Origin of the sequence: Bacillus sp. AFS015802 (assembly GCF_002561455.1) — a bacterium.
Taxonomy (GTDB): domain Bacteria; phylum Bacillota; class Bacilli; order Bacillales; family Bacillaceae_B; genus Rossellomorea.
The window spans coordinates 286259-306505 of record NZ_NTUP01000013.1 but is presented as its reverse complement, the minus strand read 5'-3'; the positions used below and the strand labels follow the sequence as shown (position 1 = coordinate 306505).

Below are 20247 nucleotides of genomic sequence, written 5' to 3'. Positions count from 1 at the left end.
TTTTCGCCATGTCCAGCTCCAGGGGCTTGAGGCTCGAGGTCATTTCTGAAAAATCCCCAAAGGCAAAAAGCGCCTTCAGGGATATTCCAGAAATGCTTGTCGCCTCAGAGCGAGCCCCCCTCCGCTTTTCTGGGTGTAAAGTATTTTTTCTTGAAAGGTTTTAATTGTAGTATTGCATTATAGAAAGTTGTGTGATAAATTATTAAAGTATCTTTATGATAATAAGCGAAATGTGGAACTGAAATTAACTTCAGCTTCTTGTTAGTGAGGAGGGAATATATTATGGCAAAACAATGCGTAGTAACAGGCCGTAAAGCAAGCTCAGGTAACGCTCGCTCTCACGCAATGAATGCGAACAAGCGTACTTGGGGTGCAAACCTGCAAAAAGTTCGAATTCTTGTAGACGGAAAGCCTAAGAAAGTATGGGTTTCTGCAAGAGCGTTGAAATCTGGTAAAGTAGAACGCGTATAATACTTAAAATGAGAAGGCGCCTAATCTTTAGGCGCCTTTTTTCATTCACGGGCGTTTGCACACGCAAATACATTCATGCAGGTTTTCTAAAAGACTTCCTTTACTCATGGAACGGAATGATTAATCTTTGCATAATAAGGAAAAAATAGAGGCTATGCCCAACAAAAGAGGCTTCAGATAATAGTTTAGCTTTCAAAAAAGGCATACTTATAGTAAAATGTTTTTAGCCAAGCATGTAATTAAAGGGGGAAAACATTCCATGTCCATCGAATTAAAAACGCAGTACGGACAAATTGATATTACGAATGATGTCATTGCAATGATTGCTGGAGGTGCAGCGGTGGATTGCTACGGAATTGTTGGAATGGCTTCAAAGAACCAAATTAAAGACGGTTTCACAGATATCTTACGTAAAGAGAATTTCACTCGTGGAGTGATTGTTCGTCAAGATGAAGAGGAAGTACATATTGATATGTATATTATTGTGAGTTATGGTACAAAAATTTCTGAGATTGCCCATAATGTACAATCCAAGGTTAAATATACTCTTGATAAGACCGTCGGCTTGGCGGTAGATTCAGTAAATATTTTTGTGCAGGGGGTTCGTGTCACGAACCCGTAGTGAGGAGGAAGATTCGTGTCGATTACATCTTTGGAAGGAAAACGTTTTGCCCAAATGGTGATACAAGGTGCCACCCAATTATCTGCCAATGCGCAGCTGGTTGACGCGCTGAACGTTTTTCCTGTTCCTGATGGTGATACTGGAACAAATATGAATTTATCAATGACTTCCGGTGCGAAGGAAGTCCAAAACCATATTCAAGATCATATCGGTAATGTGGCTACTGCCCTTTCAAAAGGGTTATTGATGGGAGCAAGAGGTAACTCAGGTGTTATCTTATCCCAATTGTTCAGAGGCTTTGGTAAAGCTATTGAAGGGAAAGAATCCTTATCAAGTGCAGAGTTTGCCAATGCACTTCAAACAGGTGTGGAAACGGCTTATAAAGCAGTTATGAAACCGGTTGAAGGAACGATTTTGACGGTTGCGAAAGATGCTGCACGAAAAGGTGTGACCGCAGCGGAAACGGAAAGTGATTTCGTCAAGGTGATGCAGGCAATCGTCGATGAGGCACAGGCTTCATTGAATCGTACACCTGATTTACTTCCTGTACTGAAGGAAGTGGGAGTAGTCGATAGTGGAGGTCAAGGGCTTCTATTTGTTTATGAAGGCTTCCTTGCAGAGCTTAAAGGGGAAAAAGTTTCGGATCAGGCATCACTCCCGTCCATGAATGATCTTGTAAGTGCTGAGCATCATAAGGCCGCACAGGATTTCATGAGTACAGAGGATATTGAATTCGGGTACTGTACAGAATTCATGGTCCGGTTTGAAAGTGACAAGCAGTCATTCGTAGAAGAAGACTTTCGTCAAGATTTAAGTAAGTTTGGTGACTCGTTACTCGTGATCAGTGACGATGAACTGGCCAAAGTACATATCCACTCCGAACAACCAGGGGATGTTTTGACGTATGGCCATCAATACGGAAGTCTCATCAATATCAAGATTGAGAACATGAGACAGCAGCACAGCAGCATTGTAGGAGAATCAAAGCCTGTCAAAGCAGAAGCTCCTGCTCCTGTGAAGGAAGTGGACTTTGCGATTGTTACCGTATCAATGGGTGAAGGCATTGCCGAGTTATTCAAGAGTATCGGCGCCACCGCAGTCATTGAAGGTGGACAAACAATGAATCCAAGTACGGAGGATATTGTGAAAGCCGTTGAAGAAGTGAATGCCAAGAAAGTAATCATCATGCCGAATAACAAGAATATCATCATGGCAGCTGAGCAAGCGGCTGAAGTTCTTGACATGGAAGTGGCAGTCGTACCGACGAAAACTGTTCCTCAAGGCATGGCGGCACTGCTTGCCTTTAATCCTTCCGCTTCTGTCAGTGATAACAAAGAGTTGATGACCGAAGCTTCTAAGCAGGTCAAAACGGGGCAAATCACGTTTGCTGTCAGAGACACAAGCATCGATGGTGTTTCGATTTCAAAAGATGATTTCATGGGGATCGAAGAAGGCAAGATTGTCATCTCTGATTCAGACCGTCAAAAGACTGCACAAGGATTATTGGATACGATGCTCGATGAAGAATCTGAAATCTTAACGATTCTTTACGGTGAAGATGTAACCGACGGGGATGTTGAGACACTCAGAGAGTATGTGGAACAGCACTATGAAGATGTTGAAGTGGAAGTTCATAATGGTAAACAGCCACTTTACTCCTATATATTCTCAGTTGAATAAGGAATAAAGAAAGGGGGCAGCTCTGTATGGAGTTTGTCCCCTTAATCTATGTTAGAATGAAAGTATAGATTGGATGTTTAGTTAGGGGGAAAAGAGATGAAATACAAAAGTGTATTTGATATTATTGGTCCTGTTATGATTGGTCCATCCAGTTCTCACACTGCCGGTGCCGCGAGAATCGGAAGAATCGCAAGAAACTTGTTCCGCCGCGAACCCAAATGGGCGACCATTTCATTCTATGGGTCGTTTGCGAAGACGTATAAAGGTCATGGAACGGATGTGGCCATTGTGGGCGGTATCCTTGATTATGATACATACGATGAGCGAATCATTGAATCGATCAATGTAGCGAAGGAAAAAGGGATAAAGATCAAATTTCAAGAAGAAGATGCCATCACGGATCATCCGAACACAGCCCGCATCCGTATGGGAGATGACCAAGGTGAAATCGAACTGGTCGGTATTTCCATTGGTGGCGGGAAAGTTGAAATCATTGAACTTAACGGCTTTGAACTTAAACTTTCAGGCCATCATCCTGCAATACTTGTAGTCCATGATGACCGGTTCGGAGCGATTGCTTCTGTATCCAATGTCATTGCCAAGCATCAACTGAACATCGGGCATATGGATGTGTCACGGAAAGAGAAAGGACAAATGGCTTTGATGACCATCGAGGTCGACCAACCGATAGATGAAGCGGTGATAAGCGAATTGACATCTCTGCCGAACATTACACAGGTAACGCGGATTTCTGATTAATCAATTACAATAATGATAGCGTTTACATAAAGAGGAGGTTATTTACATGTTTCGAAATGTTGCAGAATTGGTTGAACTTGCAGAAAGTCAGAACAAGAAAATTTCTGACATTATGATCGAACAGGAAATCGAGTTTACGGGTAAAACATTTGAACAGGTTTATAGTCAGATGGAGAAGAACCTGGAAGTGATGGAGCAGGCGGTAGCACGGGGGCTGGAAGGCGTCAAATCCCATTCCGGTTTGACCGGCGGGGATGCCGTTCTATTGCAGAAATACATTGATTCAGGCCGCTCACTGTGTGGGGAAACCATTTTGGATGCAGTCAGTAAAGCAGTGGCGACGAACGAAGTGAATGCGGCGATGGGGACGATTTGTGCCACACCGACTGCAGGGTCTGCGGGTGTTGTGCCAGGGACGTTATTCGCTGTGAAAAATAAGCTCAATCCTACAAAAGATGATATGATCCGCTTCTTATTTGCATCCGGTGCCTTTGGTTTTGTTGTGGCGAATAATGCTTCCATTTCAGGTGCTGCAGGCGGATGCCAGGCAGAAGTCGGGTCTGCAAGCGGAATGGCTGCCGCTGCCATCGTTGAAATGGCCGGTGGTACACCGAGTCAATCCGCAGAAGCCATGGCCATCACCTTGAAGAATATGCTGGGCCTTGTATGTGATCCTGTGGCGGGACTCGTTGAGGTACCATGTGTGAAACGGAATGCGATGGGTGCTGCCAATGCAATGGTAGCCGCGGATATGGCACTTGCAGGAATAACCAGCCGCATTCCATGTGATGAAGTGATTGACGCCATGTATAAAATCGGTCAAACAATGCCGGTGGCTCTTCGCGAAACGGCTCAAGGGGGACTCGCCGCTACCCCGACAGGCAGAGAGCTTGAAGCGAAAATCTTTGGGGTTTCCCTGAATAAACGTGAAGACTCGTAATGAAGAACTGACAATCCAGAACATAAAGGGGATTGGTGAAGAAACGGCTTTACAGCTGAATGCAATGGGGATATATTCCGTTCTGGATCTGTTGGAATACCTGCCTTACCGCTACGAGGATTATAGACTTAGGGACTTGGAAGAAGTGGCTCATGACGAGCGTATCACGGTGGAGGGGAAGGTTCATTCGGAGCCTGCGCTGATGTTTTACGGCAGGAAGAAATCACGATTGACCGTGCGGATCTTAGTGGGGAGGAACCTTGTGCAAGCCGTGTTTTTTAATCAGCCTTATCTGAAAAAGAAAATAAACCTCCATGATACGGTGACCGTGACAGGGAAATGGGATAAAAACAGGCAAATCATTACGGTGCAGCATTTTCAGTCCGGCCCTCATGATAAGCAAGGGGATTTTGAACCTGTTTACTCGTTGAAAGGGTCCGTGAAGAACAATACACTCAGGAAATTCATTAAGAAAGCTTTCGGGGATTACAGCCACTTGATCGTTGAGAATCTCCCGGGTCAGCTGATGGAAAAGTATAAGCTTTCTAACCGGAAGGATGCCCTGTATCATCTTCATTTTCCTGATAGCACCGACGAAATGAAGCAGGCAAGAAGGCGATTCGTGTATGAAGAATTCTTGTTGTTTCAATTGAAGATGCAGGCGCTTAGAAAGTTCGAGAGAGAACATTCTTCAGGGATGCAGCAGCATTATGATCTGGATAAAGTCAAAGCGTTCATTGAATCTTTGCCGTTTCCGTTGACCGATGCCCAAAAACGGGTGGTGAATGAGATTTCGGCAGATATGAAATCGCCTTATCGCATGAATCGGCTTCTGCAAGGGGATGTTGGGTCCGGTAAAACGGTTGTGGCTGCCATTGCCCTCTATTCCAGTGTGACAGCCGGATATCAGGGTGCGTTGATGGTTCCGACGGAGATACTGGCGGAACAGCATGCGAACTCCCTCAGTGAACTGCTGGGGCCGATGGGACTCTCCGTCGCCCTGTTAACAAGCTCTGTAAAAGGCAAGAAGCGTCGGCTTTTACTGGATAAATTGAGAGAAGGGGAAATTGATATTCTCATTGGAACCCATGCGCTCATCCAGGAAGAAGTCGGGTTCAAGCAACTTGGCCTTGTCGTCACTGATGAACAGCACCGTTTTGGTGTCAATCAAAGACGAGTCTTAAGGGAAAAAGGAGAAAGCCCGGATGTGTTATTCATGACGGCGACCCCGATTCCGAGAACCCTTGCCATCACCGTGTTTGGTGAGATGGATGTCAGCATCATCGATCAGATGCCCGCGGGGAGAAAATCGATTGAAACCTACTGGGCGAAGGCGGATATGCTGTCCAGGGTCCTCTCATTCATGGACAAGGAATTAGATCAGGGGCGGCAGGCTTATGTCATTTGTCCGCTCATCGAAGAGTCTGATAAACTGGATGTTCAAAATGCAATAGATGTCTATAATCAGTTGGTCCACTACTTTGAGGGGCGATACAAAGTCGGCCTGATGCACGGAAGGCTTCATCCTGAAGATAAGGATGGAGTGATGAGGGAATTCAGTGGGAATCAACTACAAGTACTGGTCTCCACCACGGTGGTAGAGGTGGGTGTGAATGTTCCGAATGCGACATTTATGCTCATTTATGATGCTGAACGTTTCGGTTTGAGTCAGCTTCACCAGCTGAGAGGACGGGTCGGACGGGGAGAACATCAATCGTATTGCATTCTCCTCGCCGAACCGAAGACCGAAGTCGGCAAGGAACGCATGAAGATCATGACAGAAACGAATGATGGGTTCGTCCTAAGCGAAAAAGATCTTGAGCTCAGGGGGCCCGGTGATTTCTTCGGAAGGAAGCAAAGCGGCCTGCCTGAGTTTAAGGTAGCCGATATGGTGCATGATTACCGTGCGCTCGAAGTAGCCAGGGACGATGCAGCTAAGCTGATTCAGTCCGATTATTTTTGGCATGATCCCGAGTTTGAACCCCTCAGGGAGTATTTAGCGGGTTCGGGAATATTAGAGGGAGAGAAGCTGGACTAGAAAGGCAGATTGTGAGATTATTTCTTGCAATCTGCTTTTTTAGATTATATACTACTATTAGTACCTAGTACTAATACTGGACGGTGTTGATATTGAGACTTTCGAAAAAGGAAAGACAGGGAAACCTTACGGATACGATTAAGGATAATCCCTTTATCACCGATGAGGAATTGGCGGAACGATTTAGGGTGAGTGTCCAGACAATCCGGCTGGATCGTATGGAATTATCGATCCCTGAGCTTCGGGAACGAATCAAATTTGTGGCTGAGAAATCGTTTGAAGACGAAGTAAAGTCATTGCCTATCGAAGAAATCATTGGGGAAATCATTGATATAGAATTAGACCATAGTGCCATTTCCATTTTTGATGTCAAACGGGAGCATGTATTCGTCAGGAATGGAATTGCAAGGGGGCATCATTTGTTCGCTCAAGCGAACTCTCTTGCTGTTGCCGTCATAAATGACGATTTGGCTTTGACGGCAAAGTCGACCATCCGTTTCACCCGGCCTGTAAAGGAAGGGGACCGGGTTGTCGCGAAAGCGAAAGTGATACATATGGAAGATCAAAAGGACCGAACAACGGTAGAAGTTCAAAGTGCAGTCAGTGGTGAGCTCGTTTTTACAGGTGAATTTGAAATGTATCGCTCTAAAAAATCTGTAAAGGATGAAGAGTAGATGAAATTAGCCGTTGATGCAATGGGCGGGGATCATGCCCCGAAAGAAATCGTTCTTGGTGTAAAGCGTGCATTGAATGAATTTAAAGATATTGAAGTCCTTTTATACGGCGATGAAAAACAGATCAAACAGTACATCACCCAGGAAGACCGTCTGACGATCGTTCACACGGATGAAGTGATCGAGGGTACAGATGAGCCCGTGAGAGCTGTAAAACGCAAGAAGAATGCCTCGATGGTATTGATGGCCCAAGCAGTGAAAAATGGGGAAGCCGATGCCTGTATTTCAGCAGGAAATACAGGTGCCCTGATGACTGCAGGGTTGTTCATTGTAGGGAGAATCGAAGGGATCGAACGGCCTGCGTTAGCCCCGACACTCCCGACACTTGATGGATCGGGATTCCTCATGCTTGATTTAGGGGCAAATGTGGATGCGAAACCTGAGCATCTTGCTCAATACGCGGTCATGGGAAGCATTTATGCCGAGAAAGTGAGAGGCATCAAAAACCCCCGCGTAGGGTTATTGAATATCGGAACGGAAGACAAAAAGGGGAATGAATTAACGAAGAAAACGTTCCAGTTACTAAAGGACCTTCCTGTCAACTTTGTAGGGAATGTGGAGTCCAGGGATATACTGGATGGACCGGCGGATGTTGTCGTAACGGATGGTTTTACCGGGAATATGGTGTTGAAGACCATAGAAGGAACGGCACTTTCCGTCTTTTCCATGCTGAAAAAGACATTTACTGCTTCCACGAAAAACAAACTTGCTGCAGGATTGGTGAAAAATGACCTGAAGCAATTAAAGAATATGCTCGATTATACTGAGTATGGAGGAGCGGGTTTATTCGGTCTTAAAGCACCGGTCATCAAAGCCCACGGTTCTTCCAATGAAGTGGCCTTTTATAATGCCATGAGACAAGCAAGGGAAATGGTGAAGCACGACGTTTCCACTACGATAAAAGAAGCCATTAAGGGGAGTGTGAAGGAACATGAGTAAAATCGCATTTATCTTTCCGGGACAAGGATCTCAAACCGTCGGGATGGGAAAGGGATTAGCTGAGCAATACCCTGAAGTGCAATCGTATTTCACGAAAGCGGATGAACGATTGGATACAAAGCTGTCCACGATCATCTTTGAAGGCCCGGAGGAGAAGCTTACCCAGACGACGAATGCTCAGCCGGCACTTTTGACAACGAGCATGGCCATTCTTGATCGTTTAAAAGCCGAGGGTATCAAGGCGGATTTCACTGCGGGTCACAGCCTGGGTGAGTATTCTGCCCTGGTAGCGGCAGGCGCCCTTCGGTTTGAGGACGCAGTGTATGCCGTCCGTAAAAGAGGGGAATTCATGGAAGAAGCGGTACCCAACGGAGAGGGCACGATGGCTGCGGTCCTCGGTATGGCAAGGGAAACTCTGAAAGAGGTCACCGACCAGGTATCGGGTGAGGGACATCCCGTTGGACTCGCCAACTTGAATTGTCCGGGTCAGATTGTCATTTCGGGTACGGTGAAGGGAGTGGAACTTGCATCAGTGAAAGCGAAGGAAGCTGGTGCCAAGCGTGTCATCCCCCTTCAAGTAAGTGGGCCTTTCCATTCTGAATTGATGAAACCGGCTGCCGGGCAGTTTGTCTCGATCTTAGATTCGATTACAATTGAAGAAGCGAAAGTACCGGTCATCGCCAATGTGACCGCTTCACCTGTGACAGAGCGTGAAGAAATCAAGCGTCTCTTGATTGAACAATTATACTCTCCCGTTCAATGGGAAGATACGGTCGGAAAACTCATCGAGTTGGGTGTGGATACGTTCATCGAAGTGGGCCCTGGTAAAGTGCTTTCCGGTTTAGTGAAGAAAGTAAATAGACGAGTGAAAACATATGCAGTTCAAGATGAAGCATCCTTGGAACAAACCATTCAAGCGTTGAAGGAGGAAGCTTAGATGAAACTAGAAGGGAAAGTGGCCCTCGTGACGGGAGCGTCCAGGGGGATCGGGAGAGAGATCGCTCTCGGTCTCGCCCGTGAAGGGTGTAATGTGGCAGTCAATTATGCAGGAAGCGAAGCCAAGGCAAATGAAGTGGTCGATGAAATCAAGGGTCTGGGCAGGGATGCTATTGCGGTACAATGTAATGTATCGGATGCTGAAGCGGTTCAGGCGATGGTGAAAGAAACGATCGGACATTTCGGCAGCATCGATATTCTTGTGAACAACGCCGGAATCACGAAGGATAATTTATTGATGAGGATGAAGGAATCTGAATGGGATGATGTAATCAATATCAATCTTAAAGGTGTATTCCTTTGTACAAAGGCCGTAACGCGCCAGATGATGAAACAAAGAAGCGGCCGGATCATCAATATCTCTTCCATTGTCGGTGTGAGCGGCAATCCTGGTCAGGCGAATTATGTCGCCGCTAAATCGGGTGTCATCGGCTTGACGAAGACAACCGCGAAGGAGCTTGCTCCACGTGGGATCACGGTGAATGCAATTGCGCCGGGATTCATTTCAACGGATATGACGGATCAGCTTCCGGAAGATGTACGCAATGAAATGTTAAAGCAGATTCCTTTAAGCAGGTTCGGTGACCCGGAGGATATTGCAAAGGTCGTGACGTTCGTTGCATCGGATTCCGCATCATACATGACGGGTCAGACCCTCCATATCGATGGCGGAATGGTCATGTAATGGGAAGAATGTAATGATTTATGCATCGTTTTCATGTATACTCTTTTCATTAGAGGTCAAAATGCTCTATAATACTTGAGGGGAGGTGACAAAAATGGCAGAAGTATTAGATCGTGTAACAAAAATTATCGTTGATCGTCTTGGTGTAGATGAATCTCAAGTAACTCTTGAAGCTTCTTTTAAAGAAGATCTAGGAGCTGACTCCCTTGATGTAGTTGAGCTGGTTATGGAACTTGAAGATGAATTTGACATGGAAATCTCTGACGATGATGCTGAAAAAATCGGCACAGTAGGTGATGCTGTGAACTACATACAAGCAAAAGCTTAATCGTTAGATTGAATAGGCAGATGGCACAGGTCCAATTCAAGACCATTTAAAACTTGGTAGGGGTTTCACCTCTACCAAGTTTATTTGTGTTCTAACCTCATATTCAAGAAACTTTTGCGTAAATGATTTTTTTAGAATAAACTTGATTAGTATACATTGAGAACATATTAGCAAGGTGGAGTGCCTTATGCGGAAGCAAAGCAGAAATAATGGATTATCTAAACATAAGAATGATTTGAAATTCAAGACATTTCAAAATGAAATGGGAATTCAATTTAAAGATGAAAAACTCCTTAAGCAAGCTTTTACCCATTCATCCTATGTGAATGAGCATCGTCGGAAGCCATATGAAGACAACGAACGCCTGGAATTTCTCGGGGACGCCGTTTTGGAATTGACGGTATCTCAATTTCTTTTCAAGAAGTATCCCATGATGAGTGAGGGGGAACTGACGAAATTAAGGGCGGCCATCGTATGTGAGCCATCCCTGGTGAAGTTCTCGATCGAATTGAATTTCGGTGAACTCATCCTCCTGGGTAAGGGGGAAGAAATGACAGGTGGCCGGGAAAGACCGGCTCTCCTTGCCGATGTCTTTGAAGCGTTCATCGGGGCGGTATATTTGGATCAAGGATTAGAGACTGTGATTTCAATCCTTGAAAAAGTTGTCTATCCAAAAATCAATGTCGGTGCTTTTTCTCATGTGATGGATTATAAGAGTCAGCTGCAAGAGCTGGTTCAAAGGGGTAGTGCAGGGGTGATCGAATATAGCATCTTGGAAGAAAGTGGCCCGGCCCACAATCGTCAGTTTATTTCCAGAGTGAGTTTAAACGACGATGAATTAGGGATTGGAAAAGGCCGCTCAAAAAAAGAGGCTGAACAACAAGCCGCACAGAAAGCTCTGGAAAAGTTAAAACAAAAGCTGGACGCTAAATAGGGGGAAAGAAGATGTTCCTCAAACAACTAGAAGTAATGGGGTTTAAATCTTTTGCAGAAAGAATATCCGTGGAGTTTGTCCCGGGTGTCACGGCTGTCGTGGGACCAAACGGCAGTGGGAAAAGCAATATTATCGACGCGATCAGGTGGGTCCTTGGTGAACAATCAGCGAAAAGTCTGCGCGGATCCAAAATGGAAGACGTCATTTTTGCCGGGAGTGATTCAAGAAAAGCCCTCAATATAGCAGAAGTGACCCTGGTCCTGGATAACGAAGACGGAGCACTGCCCATCGACTATAGTGAGGTCAGTGTCACAAGAAGGGTCTACCGGTCGGGAGATAGTGAATACTTACTTAATAAACAGCCGTGCAGATTGAAAGACATTATCGAGCTGTTCATGGATTCCGGCTTGGGAAAAGAAGCATTCTCGATTATCAGTCAGGGAAAAGTGGAAGAAATCCTGAACAGTAAGCCTGAAGAGAGAAGGACCATCTTTGAAGAGGCTGCCGGGGTTTTGAAGTATAAATCACGTAAGAAAAAGGCTGAAAATAAATTATTTGAAACACAAGAAAACCTTAATCGTGTGAATGACATTCTTCATGAATTGGAAGGGCAGGTTGAGCCCCTGAAGATCCAGGCTTCAATGGCCCGTGATTATCTGGAGAAGAAAGAGGAGCTCGAGAAATTCGAGGTCGCATTGACTGTATATGACATTGAAGATTTACATAAGCAGTGGGAAAGGCTCAGTGGAGAGTTCGAACTTCACGGTAAAGAAGAATCCGCTCTTTCCTCGACGATTCAAAAGAAAGAAGCCATCCTGACCCAAACCCGGGATAAAATCGCCGCTCTAGACGAGTCGATTTCAAATCTGCAGGAAGTGCTTCTCTCTACAAGTGAAGAATTGGAGAAACTAGAGGGCAGGAAACAAGTATTAGTGGAGCGGAAGAGGAATTCATCCACGAACGAATCACAGCTCAAGCTATCCATCGAAGAGGCAGAAAGTCAGCTTCGACGGTTGGCTTCTGAAAAAGAGAAAGCCGAAGAGGACTTCAAGAATATCGATGCGGATGTATCGGAGTTAAAAGAGCTCCTGATCACAAAAAAGAACCAATTCAAGCACTATAACGAGAATATTGAAGATGTCATTGAATCGTTTAAAAGTGATTACATTGAAAAGCTCAATCAGCAGGCATCGGCAAAAAATGAAATTCAATACCTGAAGCAGCAGCTGGAACAGCAGTTGAATCGAAGCGGCCGGTTGGAAGCGGAAAATGAAAAGTATGTCACTCAGCGTGAAGAATTATATGGTCACCATAAGGAGCGTTCGAAAGAACTTCAAGAGCAGAAAGAAGAAATCGATGAGCACCTATTCTTGTATCGTGAGGAAAAGAAAAAACTTGAATCAGTGAAAGCAAAATATGAAAAGCAGGAGAAAACGCTTTATCAGGCGTATCAATTCCTGCAGCAGGCGAAGTCCCGGAAAGAAATGCTTGAAGAAATGGAAGAGGACTATTCAGGTTTCTTCCAAGGAGTAAAAGAAGTCCTTAAGGAGCGTTCAGGTCAGTTAAGCGGTATTCAAGGAGCGGTAGCCGAGCTCATTACTGTTCCCAAATCATATGAGACGGCTATGGAAACCGCTCTGGCTGCATCCATGCAGCATATTGTGGTGGACACAGAAGAAGATGGCCGCAAAGCCATTGCCTTTTTGAAGAAGAATCAATATGGCCGTGCCACTTTCCTGCCGATGAACGTGATCAAAGGGAAATCGATACCTGAAAGCCAAAAGAATATGTTGAAAGGGCACCCTTCCTTTGTAGGAGTGGGGGCTGACCTCTTGAATTTTGATCAACGCTTTCAGACGGTGATCTCGAGCCTTGTCGGAAATGTCATCATCACAAAGGATTTAAAAGGTGCAAACGAAATCGCCAAACTTGTCCAATATCGCTATCGATTGGTTACATTGGATGGGGATGTCGTCAATCCTGGCGGCTCCATGTCAGGCGGGACAGTGAAGCAGAAGAAAAACTCCCTTCTTTCCAGGAAAGGTGAACTTGAAGAAATGAAAGAAAAGCTTTCAAGTATGGAGAATCAGACTGAACAGCTTCAATCTCAAGTGAAATCACTGAAAGAAGAGAGCGGCTTCCGTGAGAAGAAGCTGGAGGAGATGAGAGTGAAGGGTGAGAAATTGCGTCTCAGAGAGCAGGAACTGGCCTCCCAACTCCGTGAAATCGAACTTTCCCAACAAAATCTGGACGAAAGGCTGTCCCTCTATGACTTAGAGAAAAAAGATTTTACGTCGGTTAAAGAAAAGCATGATTCGAGAACGAAGGAATTGGAAGCTTCATTGAAGGAGATTGGAGAAGAAGTGACAAGGCTCGATCAAAAAATCAACGAGCTCACTCTGCAAAAGAACAGTGAACGCACGTCCAAGGATGCTCTCTTGAATGAAATCAGTGATCTTAAGGCGAATCTGGCTGCACGGAATGAACAGCTGGTGAATAGCCGTCACCAATTGAACCGGATAGAAGATACAATGACGGAAACAAGCAAACGAAAAGCAAGTTTACAAGATGACTTGGAGTGGCTTCAGACAGAAATGAAGGATAACTTCTCGGGTGAAGAACAGCTCGGTAAAAAAGCGGAAGAGTGTGCCGTGCAAAAGGAAGAAACGTCCAAGTTGATTGCTGTGCGACGGGATGAGCGCTCCAAACTTCAACACACGGTTGAAGACGAAGAGCTGGATTTAAAAGAGCTGAAGCGCCAGCATAAAGGACTGGTCGGTGCACTGCGAGACGAGGAAGTGAAAATCAATCGTCTTGATGTAGAGCTTGAGAACCGTCTTGATCATTTACGGGATGAGTATATGCTCTCATTTGAAGCAGCAAAGGCGGACTACCCGCTCTCGATAGAGGTGGACGAAGCCAGAAAGAAAGTCAAACTGGTGAAACTGGCACTCGAAGAGCTCGGGACCGTCAATCTTGGTGCGATCGATGAATATGAACGAGTGAAAGAAAGATACGAATTTTTAGTCGATCAGAAGAATGATCTGACGGAAGCAAAGGACACCCTTTACCTGGTCATCAATGAAATGGATGCAGAGATGATCAAACGTTTTGATCAAACCTTCACGAACATCCAGAAAGAATTTGAAGGTGTATTTAAAGCGTTATTTGGTGGGGGACGAGCCGAGTTGAAGCTGACAGATCCATCTGATCTCCTGCATACCGGTGTGGATATCGTGGCCCAGCCTCCCGGTAAGAAGCTGCAGAACCTGGGGCTTATGTCGGGCGGGGAGCGGGCTTTGACGGCCATTGCCCTTTTGTTTTCAATCCTGAAGATCCGCCCTGTACCGTTTTGCATCCTGGATGAAGTGGAAGCGGCCCTCGATGAAGCGAATGTACAGAGATTCAGTCAGTATTTGAAAAAATTCAGTGATGAAACACAATTCATCGTCATCACCCACAGAAAAGGAACGATGGAAGAAGCCCATGTACTGTACGGAGTGACGATGCAGGAATTCGGTGTATCCAAATTGGTATCAGTCAGACTGCAAGAAACAAAGGAACTGCTTGAAACTTAAAAAAGGGGTGTGGAAAAGTGAGTTTTTTTAAGAAGCTTAAAGATAAATTCACACAGTCGAGTGACAATGTAACGGAGAAATTTAAAGATGGGTTAAGCAAAACGAGAAATAACTTCACTTCAAAGGTGAATGATCTTGTCGCCAGATATCGTAAAGTCGATGAAGAGTTTTTTGAAGAGCTGGAAGAAATCCTGATTGGAGCGGATGTCGGCTTTGATACCGTGATGGAGCTGATTGATGAACTGAAGCTTGAAGTGAAGAGGAAGAATATTCAAGACACGGAAGATGTCCAATCTGTCATTTCAGAGAAGCTCGTAGACATTTACCAGGGGGATCGTGAAGAAGACAGCTCCCTGAACATTCAGGAAGATCAATTGACGGTTTTACTGTTTGTCGGTGTAAACGGGGTAGGGAAGACGACGACCATTGGGAAAATGGCCCATATGTTCAAGGAACAGGGTAAGAATGTCGTTCTTGCCGCTGGCGACACATTCCGTGCCGGTGCGATCGAACAGCTTGAAGTATGGGGTGAACGTGTCGGGGTCCCGGTCATTAAACAAGCAGCGGGAAGCGATCCGGCGGCGGTTATGTTTGATGCCGTCCAATCTGCCAAAGCGAAAAAAGCAGACATTCTTATTTGCGATACAGCGGGAAGATTACAAAATAAAGTGAATCTGATGAAAGAGCTTGAAAAAGTAAAACGGGTGATTGAAAGGGAAATTCCTGGAGCTCCCCACGAAGTATTGCTCGTCCTTGACGCCACGACAGGACAAAATGCCATGATACAGGCGAAAACTTTTAAAGAAGCAACAAACGTTTCGGGAATCGTCCTGACGAAGCTGGATGGTACAGCAAAAGGCGGGATCGTCCTTGCGATCAGGAACGAGCTCGAAATCCCTGTTAAATATGTGGGTCTTGGAGAAAAGATGGATGACCTCCAGCCGTTTGACGCTGAAAAGTATGTATACGGCCTGTTCTCGAATCTCGTAGATCAAGAAGAAGAATAGACCATAAAAGGTAGGGTAGCCTGATGAGAGACTTAAGAACCAGTCTTTGAGGCTGCCCTTCTTTTGTGAAGGGGAATGAATGGTTTTCTCTATGAAAATTCTCCAAGTATCCTTGACAAGAGCCCATAAACACTGTATTCTTCATATGTAAAGGTTTTTCACTTAACAAGGAGGGATATCCGTGCTGGAGAAGACAACCAGAATGAATTATCTCTACGATTTTTATCAATCTTTGTTGACTCCCAAGCAAAGAAGCTATATGTCCCTCTATTATCTGGATGATTTCTCTTTGGGGGAAATCGCTGAGGAATATAATGTTAGCCGGCAAGCAGTGTACGACAACATTAAGCGGACTGAAGCCATGATTGAGGAGTACGAAGAAAAGCTTTTATTATTTAATAAATTTCAAGAACGCAACGAGATTCTTGATCAACTCAGACAAAAAATAGAAGAACCGACAATCGATTCTTCTCATTGTTTAAAACTCATTGATGATCTTGAAATATTGGATTAGGAGGCGGCATGAATGGCATTTGAAGGATTAGCCGACCGACTGCAAGGTACAATACAAAAAATCCGCGGAAAAGGAAAGATTTCTGAAGCGGATGTTAAAGAAATGATGCGTGAAGTTCGTCTTGCTCTTTTGGAGGCAGACGTTAATTTTAAAGTGGTGAAGCAATTCGTCAAGAAAGTAAGTGAGCGGGCTGTCGGACAGGAAGTCATGAAGAGCCTGACACCGGGACAACAGGTCATTAAGGTTGTTCAAGAAGAGCTTACAAACCTGATGGGTGGCGAACAAAGTCAGATTGCCGTCGCTAAACGTCCTCCGACCGTCATTATGATGGTTGGTTTGCAAGGTGCAGGTAAAACGACGACCACTGGAAAGCTTGCGAACCTGCTTCGGAAGAAACATAACCGCAAACCACTTTTAGTGGCTGCCGATATTTACCGTCCCGCTGCCATCAAGCAGTTAGAGACCATCGGAAAGCAATTAAGCCTTCCTGTGTTTTCAATGGGAGATCAGGTGAGTCCGGTTGAAATTGCGAAAAAAGCCATCGAAAAGGCAAAAGAAGAACATCACGACTATGTTCTGATTGATACGGCAGGTCGACTTCACATTGATGAAAACCTGATGGGAGAGTTGAAAGAAATTAAAGAACTCTCAAATCCGGATGAAATCTTCCTCGTTGTAGATGCCATGACAGGTCAAGATGCAGTGAACGTCGCGCAAAGCTTCAATGAAGCTCTTGGCATATCAGGTGTTGTGCTGACTAAACTCGATGGTGATACACGAGGCGGGGCAGCGTTATCCATCCGTTCCGTCACTGAAAAGCCGATTAAATTTGTCGGGATGGGCGAGAAGATGGACGCCTTGGAAGCATTCCATCCTGAACGTATGGCATCGAGGATTCTCGGTATGGGAGATGTGTTATCCCTCATCGAAAAGGCCCAGGCCAATGTGGATGAAGAGAAGGCTAAAGAACTCGAACAAAAAATGCGTACCATGTCTTTCACATTTGATGATTTCCTTGAACAGTTAGGTCAAGTAAGGCAGATGGGACCCCTTGATGAGTTGCTTAAGATGATGCCCGGGGCAAACAAAATGAAGGGTCTGGATAAGATTCAGGTCGATGACAAGCAGATCAGTCATGTCGAGGCGATCATCCAGTCGATGACGGGTGATGAGAAAACCCACCCTGAAACCATCAATGCGTCCCGCCGTAAACGGATCGCCAAAGGGAGCGGAACGTCCATCCAAGAGGTGAACCGGCTTCTGAAACAATTCGAGGACATGAAGAAAATGATGAAACAGATGAGCGGCATGCAGGGAAAAGGCAAGAAAAAAGGGATGAAATTCCCATTTATGTAAGCGATTTGTTCGATTTTTTACAAGAAAAATTGAACTGTTAAGAAAAAACACTTTACAAACAAAATACACATTTGATATTATACTTACTTGTGTGAAACTATTCGGAGGTGCTTTAATTATGGCAGTAAAAATCAGATTAAAACGTATGGGAGCAAAAAAATCTCCTTTCTATCGTATCGTAGTAGCAGATTCTCGTTCACCACGTGATGGACGTCAAATCGAAACAGTTGGAACTTACAACCCGGTTGCAAAACCAGCTGAAGTGAAAATCGATGAAGAGTTAGCTCTTAAATGGTTATCCAATGGTGCGAAGCCATCTGACACAGTTCGTAACCTATTCTCAAAACAAGGCATTATGGAAAAATTCCACAATGCTAAAAACAGCAAGTAATCGATTAGATCGATGAAAGATCTTATTCTAACGATTGTGAAACCCTTAGTCGACCATCCGGACGCTGTCCACATCGAAACAGATGAAGGAACGAACGCTGTAACGTATAAGTTATCGGTTCATCCCGAGGACATGGGAAAGGTCATTGGGAAACAAGGGCGAGTAGCTAAATCGATTCGAACTGTGGTATACGCTGCAGCAGGATCTTCACAACAAAAGAAAATCTTTTTAGAGATAGTGGAGTAAGGAAGCCTTCAAAGGTTCACCTTCTCATGAGGTCTTATGGCCTCGGACACCGGCTCTATGAATTCAGGGGACTGACCCACAAAGGTTACTACATAGCCTTAACCCGTCAGTCCCCTTTTTCATAGGGATTACTCATCGTAAAGTGGTATGATATAGTCAGAGGATCCAGAAGCCCCCATACAAGCCGCCACTCCCCTAAGAACACCCTTAAGATCCTTACTTCAGTGTGGGGTGAATAAAAGGAGGAGGAAGAAGTTGTGAATGTGATACATACGATTACGATTAAACAGGTTCTGACAGAAAAGAGTAAGGACTTATTGATGAAACGTTATGAAAATCAACAATTTCAATTAAAAAAGGAATGCGACCAGCTGCAGTTCGAAATGAAGAAGATTGAACGGGGCAAGAAATACCCGGCACATAAATTAAATCAGCATTTTGAAAGAGAATTGAATGAACGGGCTGAAAAAATAAAATTGCTGGATTTTCAAATGGAACAGCTGAATATCCTGCCGATCGGAAGCGAACTGAAGGAAAAGGAAGTCCAAGGTATGATGAACATTCAAGTTGGTGACAATTGGGAAGAAGAAACACTTTCAAAGACAATTGTGATAGAAGACGGCATAGTGAAAGAAATTCGATAATGCAAGAGGTGGATGCAATGGAAAAGTGGTTTAAAGTAGGTAAGATTGTCAATACACATGGGGTGAAAGGGGAAGTGAAGGTCGTTTCAACAACCGATTTCCCTGAAGAGCGTTATCAGAAGGGGAACACTCTTCACTTGTTCCGGACAGAAAGTCAAGATCCCATCAGTCTCGTGATCAAATCCCATAGAAACCATAAGAGCTTTGACCTGCTTACCTTTGAAGGATATGAAAATATCAATGAGGTCGAGAAGTTCAAGGGAGGGATCCTGAAGGTAGAGGAAGATCAGTTGCAGGACCTCGAAGAAGGGGAGTACTACTTCCACGAAATCGTTGGCTGTAAGGTGGTAACGACGGCAGGGGAGGATTTGGGTACTATCAAAGAGATCTTGAGCCCTGGGGCGAACGACGTATGGGTAGTGAAAGGTGAGCGTGGAAAAGAGTACCTCATCCCTTACATTGAAGATATCGTGATAAGTGTCGATATAGAAGATCAACTCATTACCATTGAACCGATGGAAGGTCTATTATCATGATGAGAATTGACGTCCTATCATTATTCCCGGGCATGTTCGAGGGGATCTTTGGTGATTCGATCCTGAAAAAAGCTGCAGAAAAAGAAGCCGTCTCCTACAATGTGATCAACTTTCGGGAGTATGCCGACAATAAACATCATCAGGTAGATGATTACCCTTATGGTGGGGGAGCAGGTATGGTCTTGAAGCCTCAGCCGATATTTGATGCGGTTGATGCATTGAAAAAAGAAGAGAAATCAAAACCGAGGGTCATCCTCATGTGCCCACAGGGAGAACGCTTCACCCAGCACAAGGCAGAGGAGCTTGCGAAAGAAGACCACCTCGTATTTATTTGTGGTCATTATGAAGGCTATGATGAGAGGATCAGGGAGCATGTTGTAACGGACGAGATCTCCATAGGTGACTATGTACTGACTGGTGGGGAGCTTGGGGCCATGGTGGTCATCGACAGTGTCGTCCGACTCCTGCCAGGGGTCCTTGGTAACGAAGATTCACCGATTCAGGACTCATTCTCTTCAGGACTCCTTGAGCATCCACATTACACCCGTCCTGCGGATTTCAGGGGGATGAAGGTACCCGGGGAATTGATTTCAGGAAATCATCGTCTTATAGAGGAATGGAGAGAGAAAGAGAGTCTGAGGAGGACCTTTGAAAGAAGACCCGATCTATTAAAGAGCTATTCCCTCACAGATCGGCAGAAGGCATGGATAGAGGAATGGGAAAAGTCTAAATAGGCTATTGCATACTGGATGCCTGTATGGTATTATATTCTTTGTGGCTTGAGGAGATATCTCATTGAGTCATGGATCCCGATGTTCCGCTGCAATCTATCGCTTTTGTAAGAGCATC

21 protein-coding genes are annotated in these 20247 nt (G+C 44.9%); all 21 read left to right on the top strand.

From position 1 onward, the window contains the following. Positions 1–282 precede the first annotated feature (282 nt). Positions 283–471 carry a 50S ribosomal protein L28 gene (gene rpmB, locus CN378_RS10435; protein ID WP_034755741.1) on the top strand — a complete coding sequence of 63 codons (189 nt, stop codon included), beginning with the start codon at positions 283–285 and terminating at the stop codon, positions 469–471. Positions 472–730: 259 nt separating this feature from the next. Continuing rightward, positions 731–1093 (top strand): Asp23/Gls24 family envelope stress response protein, encoded by a 363-nt coding sequence (locus CN378_RS10430; RefSeq protein ID WP_034755738.1) that lies wholly within the window; start codon positions 731–733, stop codon positions 1091–1093. Between the two features lie 15 nt (positions 1094–1108). Further along, positions 1109–2773: a DAK2 domain-containing protein gene (locus tag CN378_RS10425; RefSeq protein ID WP_098351816.1), complete on the top strand. Its 1665-nt coding sequence runs from the start codon at positions 1109–1111 to the stop codon at positions 2771–2773. A 96-nt stretch (positions 2774–2869) separates the two neighbouring features. Further along, positions 2870–3532 (top strand): L-serine ammonia-lyase, iron-sulfur-dependent subunit beta, encoded by a 663-nt coding sequence (gene sdaAB / locus CN378_RS10420; RefSeq protein WP_098351815.1) that lies wholly within the window; start codon positions 2870–2872, stop codon positions 3530–3532. 46 nt (positions 3533–3578) lie between these two features. Next, positions 3579–4472: an L-serine ammonia-lyase, iron-sulfur-dependent, subunit alpha gene (sdaAA, locus tag CN378_RS10415; RefSeq protein WP_098351814.1), complete on the top strand. Its 894-nt coding sequence runs from the start codon at positions 3579–3581 to the stop codon at positions 4470–4472. Next, on the top strand, positions 4459–6510 hold the full coding sequence (gene recG / locus CN378_RS10410) for an ATP-dependent DNA helicase RecG (RefSeq protein ID WP_098351813.1): 2052 nt from the start codon (positions 4459–4461) through the stop codon (positions 6508–6510). The genes sdaAA and recG overlap by 14 nt, the downstream gene beginning before the upstream one ends. 92 nt (positions 6511–6602) lie before the next feature. Next, entirely contained in the window at positions 6603–7184 is a 582-nt protein-coding gene (fapR, locus tag CN378_RS10405) for a transcription factor FapR (protein WP_098351812.1), read from the top strand. Further along, positions 7185–8183, top strand: coding sequence for a phosphate acyltransferase PlsX (gene plsX / locus CN378_RS10400; RefSeq protein ID WP_098351811.1), 999 nt, complete (start codon positions 7185–7187; stop codon positions 8181–8183). Then, positions 8176–9120 carry an ACP S-malonyltransferase gene (gene fabD, locus CN378_RS10395; protein WP_098351810.1) on the top strand — a complete coding sequence of 315 codons (945 nt, stop codon included), beginning with the start codon at positions 8176–8178 and terminating at the stop codon, positions 9118–9120. Before plsX ends, fabD begins: the two co-directional genes overlap by 8 nt. After that, entirely contained in the window at positions 9121–9864 is a 744-nt protein-coding gene (gene fabG, locus CN378_RS10390; protein ID WP_098351809.1) for a 3-oxoacyl-[acyl-carrier-protein] reductase, read from the top strand. A gap of 94 nt (positions 9865–9958) precedes the next feature. Further along, a complete protein-coding gene (gene acpP / locus CN378_RS10385; protein ID WP_034755712.1) occupies positions 9959–10192 on the top strand; it encodes an acyl carrier protein in 234 nt (77 codons plus the stop codon). 187 nt (positions 10193–10379) lie between these two features. After that, positions 10380–11126 carry a ribonuclease III gene (rnc, locus tag CN378_RS10380; protein WP_098351808.1) on the top strand — a complete coding sequence of 249 codons (747 nt, stop codon included), beginning with the start codon at positions 10380–10382 and terminating at the stop codon, positions 11124–11126. Positions 11127–11137: 11 nt separating this feature from the next. After that, complete coding sequence (gene smc, locus CN378_RS10375; protein WP_098351807.1) at positions 11138–14704, top strand: chromosome segregation protein SMC; 3567 nt, start codon at positions 11138–11140, stop codon at positions 14702–14704. 17 nt (positions 14705–14721) lie between these two features. Continuing rightward, the gene (gene ftsY, locus CN378_RS10370) at positions 14722–15711 is read left to right on the top strand and encodes a signal recognition particle-docking protein FtsY (protein ID WP_098351806.1); all 990 of its coding nucleotides are present in this window, start codon (positions 14722–14724) and stop codon (positions 15709–15711) included. Positions 15712–15913: 202 nt separating this feature from the next. Next, positions 15914–16225, top strand: a complete 312-nt coding sequence (locus CN378_RS10365; protein WP_483295078.1) for a putative DNA-binding protein — start codon at positions 15914–15916, stop codon at positions 16223–16225. Positions 16226–16237: 12 nt separating this feature from the next. Continuing rightward, complete coding sequence (ffh, locus tag CN378_RS10360; RefSeq protein WP_098351804.1) at positions 16238–17581, top strand: signal recognition particle protein; 1344 nt, start codon at positions 16238–16240, stop codon at positions 17579–17581. A 118-nt stretch (positions 17582–17699) separates the two neighbouring features. Further along, a complete protein-coding gene (gene rpsP, locus CN378_RS10355) occupies positions 17700–17972 on the top strand; it encodes a 30S ribosomal protein S16 (RefSeq protein WP_032088859.1) in 273 nt (90 codons plus the stop codon). Positions 17973–17984: 12 nt separating this feature from the next. After that, entirely contained in the window at positions 17985–18218 is a 234-nt protein-coding gene (locus CN378_RS10350; protein ID WP_098351803.1) for a KH domain-containing protein, read from the top strand. Between the two features lie 257 nt (positions 18219–18475). Then, on the top strand, positions 18476–18862 hold the full coding sequence (locus CN378_RS10345; protein WP_098351802.1) for a YlqD family protein: 387 nt from the start codon (positions 18476–18478) through the stop codon (positions 18860–18862). Between the two features lie 17 nt (positions 18863–18879). Next, positions 18880–19398 (top strand): ribosome maturation factor RimM, encoded by a 519-nt coding sequence (rimM, locus tag CN378_RS10340; protein ID WP_098351801.1) that lies wholly within the window; start codon positions 18880–18882, stop codon positions 19396–19398. Then, entirely contained in the window at positions 19398–20132 is a 735-nt protein-coding gene (gene trmD / locus CN378_RS10335) for a tRNA (guanosine(37)-N1)-methyltransferase TrmD (RefSeq protein ID WP_179884868.1), read from the top strand. The genes rimM and trmD overlap by 1 nt, the downstream gene beginning before the upstream one ends. The last annotated feature ends 115 nt before the right edge of the window (positions 20133–20247 follow it).